This is a genomic window from Deltaproteobacteria bacterium, assembly GCA_016219225.1.
Lineage (GTDB): Bacteria > Desulfobacterota > RBG-13-43-22 > RBG-13-43-22 > RBG-13-43-22 > RBG-13-43-22.
This window is the reverse complement of sequence record JACRBX010000115.1, coordinates 1-6012: the sequence shown is the minus strand read 5'-3', so window position 1 is coordinate 6012 and position 6012 is coordinate 1. Positions and strand designations below refer to the sequence as shown.

The window sequence follows — 6012 nt, the reverse complement described above, 5'->3', positions numbered from 1 at the left end:
TTCGTTTGAAATACCACAATTGGGTCATTGGCGATATTCTGAGATTTCTCCTGACGTCCATAGGCGTAGGTCAGACTGAAGGTATAAGAGCCCGGCAGCAGTTCCTTGCCAATCTGTCCCCCCGAGGTATCCCCGATATTCCGCCAGCCACCGGCATAATACTGGGCCGTGCCGGTATCCAGGATAGTCCCGGTGCTGTCTTTAAGCTGAACCGCCACCCGCTTCGTCTGAAAAATCACAGTTGGATCATTGGCAATGTTTTGGGACTTCTCCTGCCGTCCATAGGCATAAGTCATACTGAAGGTATAGCTGCCCGGCAGTAATTCCTTGCTGATCTGTCCCCCGGAGGTGTCGCCGATGTTCCGCCAGCCTCCGGCGTAATACTGGGCCGTACCGGTATCCAGGAAAGCCCCGGTGCTTTCTTTAAGCTGGACTGCAACCCGTTTCGTTTGAAATACCACAATTGGGTCATTGGCGATATTCTGAGATTTCTCCTGACGTCCATAGGCGAAGGTCATGCTGAAGGTATAGCTGCCGGTCTTTAACTCCTTGCTGACACGCCCGTTGACATCCGTAGTGCCAAAATCCTTCCACCCGCCAGAGTAATACTGGACAACACCACCACTAATCGAGTTGCCGTTACTGTCCTTGAGTTGAACCATCACCATGGCAAACCCAATGGTGTAGGTTTGAGTTTTAACGGATTCACTATTGCCCGATTTGTCTCTGGCAAAAAATTGTAGAGTTGTGGTTACCGCAATGTTGATGGGAGAAGAATAGACCGCAGAAGAGGTGGTTGGGGTTGATCCATCGGCAGTGTAATAAATTTTATCACAGCCAGACCCAGCCCCGTCATTGCAGGTTAGGGTTACGGACTGGGCGGTGCTATAAACTCCTCCGCCAGGCGTGGCGGTAGTGGTTGGAGGAGTTGTTTCAGCCTGGTAATTTTTCTCTATCCGATTCCCTGCCGCATCATAAGTATATTGAATACGCGCCCCATCTTCGTATACTACTTCTATCAAACGGTTCATGCCATCATAAGTGTAGCTCATGGACTTGGAATAAGAAGCAATAACCGAAATAAATACTATGGAGATTACGACCATACTTATTGCAAACCATTGTGTTAACTTTGATGACATTTATTTGATTTCTCCTGAATAAAGGGTTTAATAATTTGGGCCATTAAGTCCCTAAATCTTTCCGCCCATAGAAAGATTAAAATTTATAGCTATAATAAGAACAAGATAGCCCAACAATAAGGTCATCAAGCTTGATAAAAAGAAAAGAAAAAAATATTTTAAATATTTATTTTTAATATTTTTGAAAAGGTCTCTATTTAAATAGAAGGAGCTGAGAAAAAGAATGATAAGAGATGTTTTAAAAACATACCCAAAGTAAAAAATCTTTCCTGATTTTTCAGCTATTAAAATGACTGATAATATTGAGCATAAATATATAAAAACCATTATTAAATATTTTTTCATTATTAATATCCTTTTTTAAAATCATTTAGAACATGGATCACAAGGTTTGCTTAAACGCCCACCCGGGACACCTGGATTTTTTAAGCCTGCGCTTATGAGACAATCATCTGCAGCAGTGTGGCAATCATTTAATGGGGGGATCCATCGGCCCAGGTCTGCTGTATCTTTACAACACAGCATAATTCTATTTTCAAGACCATCACTTCCTTCAACTCTTCTGCAATAATCTCCCCTCTTTGGTCCTTTTTCTTTACAGGTTTCAGTTGAACCCATACCACAACAAGAATTATTTTTATCATTCCAAAGATAAGCATGATTGCCAATACCGAATTTTGTTTTTCGACTACAAATCCAAATCGCCAATCCCATTGCATCTACATCGTTAATAGGATTATTCCCCACATACCTGAACAGATTTCCATCCCCACCCTCAAACCCAATCGGATCCTTGCCGATAAAGATGCCGGCTGAGGGATCATAATATCTTGCCCTGTAATAATACAAGCCACTCTCCGAATCATATTCCCGCCCAGTAAATGTAAACGGCTGGGTCAGACTTCCGCTCTGGGAATAAATCTCCCCAAAACTATTGTACCTATAAGCCTTGGCTATATTCCCTCCCGAATTCGTCAGCTCGGTGACACTCCCCAGCCCGTCCTTATGGTAATAATAGACACTCCCGCTCTGCTCAACCGACAGGGGATCATCAATGGCAAGATTGAAGAGGTATTTGGATTTCACCACCCCGGTCCCGTCATATTCGGCGATCATGTTATCTCCATCATAGACATACCGGGTTATCTGGCCGTTGACATTCTTTTCAATCCTTCGGCCCAGGGGATCATATTTGTATCGGGCATCCATCCCCGGATATTGGACCCGGGTTAGACGGTTTTCATAATCATAGGTGTATTGGGTGTTGGCCTTGAGTCCCCCGACCTCATCAAAGGCGGCATCAAGGCGGTTGCCCACCGGATCATAACTGAACTGCTCGGTTGGAATGTTGGAATGCACAGCCTGGATAAGCTGGTAGATCGGATCATATTGATAAGTATGAAGTCCCGTCAGATCGGCCATGGACAACCGGTTACCTACGGCATCATGGGTATAGGAAAATGAATTCACCGTCGATTGGGACTTCCTGACTAGTAAATCTGTCAAATAACTGGCTGGATTGTAGTTGTAGGTGGTGGTCACCCCGTTCGGATAAATCATTCCCGTTCTTTTTCCGGCCAGATCATAAGAAAAACCAAAAATCCCCCGTTCGGAAATTATTTGGGAAAGCCGGTTCCCTGAATCGTAGCCATAGTTAATGATCCGGCCATCCGGAGCAGCCATCTGGGTACGGTTATTCAAAGGGTCATATTGATAGCTTAATGATTTCCCGTTGGAATCCAGGACCCCGGTCAAGCGGTTACTTAGATCATAGGAAAAGGTATAGCCTATATTGGGATTGGCCGCTGAAGTCATGTTGCCCCGGGCATCGTAACCAAGAATCTTGGTGGTGCCGTCCGGATAGGTGACCTGAACCAGGCGATTGAGCGGGTCATACATATATTGGGTGGTATGGTTATTTTCATCTGTCATGGATACCCGGCTTCCGGCACCGTCATAGCTATAGGTCTTAAAATAGCCCAGAGGGTCGGTCTCTTTGATCAATTTGCCGGCTGGATTATATTCGAAGGCCGTAGTCTGCCCTCTGGCATCGGTTAAGGCGGTGAGCTTTTCCACCCCGGACCCGCAGCCCGGGCACCCGGACCCATAAGTAAACCGGGTGACCTGATTCAAGGCATCGGCAATCCGGGTGACTTGGCCCATATAATTATACTGGTATTGGGTCAGGTTGCTGTTACCATCGATCTTGGAAGAGAGATTTCCATTTAAATCATAACCCAAATCGGTGATCTGCCCCAGGGGATCCGTAATCCTGACCGGCTTGTTCAGCCCATTATAGGCAAAGGTGGTCGTATTATTCAAGGGATCGATTTGGCTGATAAGGTTCCCGGAGCCATCATTAGCGAAAGATGTAACGGCGCCTGTCGGATCGGTTAAGGAAACCAGATAATTATTCTGGTTATAAGTCAGAGAGGTGGTCTGGTTCAAGGCATTGGTAATGGTGGTTGGGTTGCCTCTGGAATCATAGCCGTATTGGGTCCAATTGCCCATAGGATCGGTAAGGGAGGTCAGATTCCCCAAGGTATCGTAAGCCAAAACGACCGAAGCATTGTCCGGGTAAACGATACCAGCAATTTTATTCAAGGCATTATAGGTATAACTGGTGGTATACCCCAGGGAATCGGTCATGGAAACCGTGTTCCCATTGGCATCGTAAGTGTACCAGGTCCCATTACCCCTGGGATCGGTCACCACGGCCAGATTCCAATTCGAATCATAATAATAATGGGTGGTATATCCCAGGGGATCGGTTTTTGCGGTCATGGCACCGATCACGACATCGTAAGTATAGGTCCACAATCCCCCGTCTTTTTCGATGAGTTGGGTTGCATTCTGGGAGGGATTGTAAGTCATAGTCCTGTACCGGCCTTGCGGATCGGTTGCCTGGATCATCCGGAAGTCGCTGTCATAAACATAGGTGGTTACAAATCCCTCCGGGTCGGTCCTGGTCAGCATATTGCCTTTCCCATCATAGCCGTAGACCCAATTTTGGACACCCAGGCCATTGATTTGGGAAGAAACAGCGGTCAGATCCGGCCCGGTATAAGTAAAATAATGGCTGTTTCCCAGGGGATCGGTGATCAGGCTGATCCGTTTGCTTTGATCGTATTGCAGTGAGGTAGTCCTTCCCGAGGGGTCGATAATCCCAATCAGGTTGTTGCTACCGTCATAGGTAAAATACAAGGTGTTTGAATTCCGGTCGCATATCCCGGTTATGATCTTACCGGCATTGAAATAGTAGGTAAGGCCATCCTTATTTCCCAGGGCATAGGTGTTATCCGTATACTTAATCAGAGCCGGAAAATTCGATTTCTGCGGAGTATATCGACTGCCGTTACTGAAAAGGACGGTCTTCTGCCCGTCCCCTTCAATCAGGGTGTAGGAGCCGTCGTTATTGGATAAAAGCCTTATGTTATAAGAATGGGTCCAGCCCTGGCCCAAGGGGGCCATCTGGCCGTCAAAGCTGTTATAGAAGAGGGAAAAGTCGCCCTTGAACCTGGCATTAGGAAGCCGGAACAGGGTCTGGGAATGATTAAGATTCCCACTGGCCGCATTCACCGCCGAACCGCCTTCCACCCAAAGACATCTTGATGGATTGGCGGTGACATTTAATAAAATAGTCTGTTGAATAATATTACCATCACATATTCCCCCAACGGTCTGGGCCGAAAGGGTCACGTTATAAACCCCGGGAGGGACTTCTTTTCCTAAAGGAGTCCTGCCATTCCAATAAAGGGACACGGCACTTCCGGAACCGGAATAAGCCCAACCGGTTCCTTCCACCGTAAGGGTCCAGTTTGTAGACCCCACGGGATTACCGGTAATCGTCCCTGTTATGGTTGTCCCCTGTCCGGAAGATAGATTGATCGTGTTCTCACTCGATTTGAAACCGGTTATGCTCATCTGACAGGGTGAGATGAGTGCGAAAGGACAACAACCGATGCTTTTAAGTTGCGCTGTTCTCACATCGGTTGGACCACTGCAGGAAATAGGGATACCGGTTAATTGCCCGCAAGCATTATTAGCAGTACACCGTTCTAATAGTTGATCGGGCAGGCATTCCATACTGGTTGTATCCGGTTTCCAATTGCCCCAACAGGCATTAGGCGGGTCATAAATTAATTTTGTATAGCAACCGGAACAATTTCCCGGCGGAGGGGCATCGCAACTGGTACAGTCCCAAAGCCAGGCGTGAAAAGACCCATCGCAAAAAAATCTAAAAGCACTGATTCTCCAACAACATTCGGTATAGCTACCGCATTGGGCATTACTGGGTGAGTCGGTCCAGACATAAGCCGTTTCAATATGATGGGGATAAGCATTCACGGCCATATTCAGTGAAGCGGTTTGACCGCTGGAATCGGTTACCTGGATGGTTGGGTTGTTCACACAATTTGGATTGGAAGCCGGGGCTGTATAGGTTATCGAATTTCCTTCCGAGCCCGAAAGGGAGCCTCCCCCATGCAATATCTCCCAGGTATAAGGACCCCCGGAACCGCCATTAACGGATAGATTTTGTGTCCCATTGACGGCCATCTGCTGTGTGGTAAACCCTATGACCGGAGAAAAACCTTGACCATAAGAATAGACAGGCAGCCAAAAGAGGAACCCGAAAATAAGTAATAACATCAGGCAGGGTGATCTTTTAGCCTTTTTCAATTATAGAGTTCTCCTCTCCCGGGGATAGAATATAAAAGTGTGAGATAAAGGATTATTAGAATTATTCCGGTACTATTTACAAATCCCATGCCACCAGGATATTTATTAAATCATTAAATGATTTCAAAATATTAAATATAGTGGAGATCGGGAAGGGGTGGGAAGTATGAACAAAAACCTGTGCTATGGG

General features: G+C 46.4%; 3 protein-coding genes. All 3 read right to left on the bottom strand.

The annotated features are described in order from the left end of the window. The coding region (locus HY879_10395) for a chitobiase/beta-hexosaminidase C-terminal domain-containing protein (GenBank protein MBI5603754.1) at positions 1-1031 on the bottom strand (1031 nt) is incomplete at its 3' end. 162 nt (positions 1032-1193) lie between these two features. After that, positions 1194-1487, bottom strand: a complete 294-nt coding sequence (locus HY879_10390; GenBank protein MBI5603753.1) for a hypothetical protein — start codon at positions 1485-1487, stop codon at positions 1194-1196. 21 nt (positions 1488-1508) lie between these two features. Continuing rightward, a complete protein-coding gene (locus HY879_10385) occupies positions 1509-5822 on the bottom strand; it encodes an RHS repeat protein (GenBank protein ID MBI5603752.1) in 4314 nt (1437 codons plus the stop codon). Between the last annotated feature and the right edge of the window lie 190 nt (positions 5823-6012).

Excerpts from the sequence above, each read along its gene's own strand:
- HY879_10390 (MBI5603753.1), bottom strand. The coding sequence starts at position 1,487 with ATGAAAAAATATTTAATAATGGTTTTTATATATTTATGCTCAATATTA.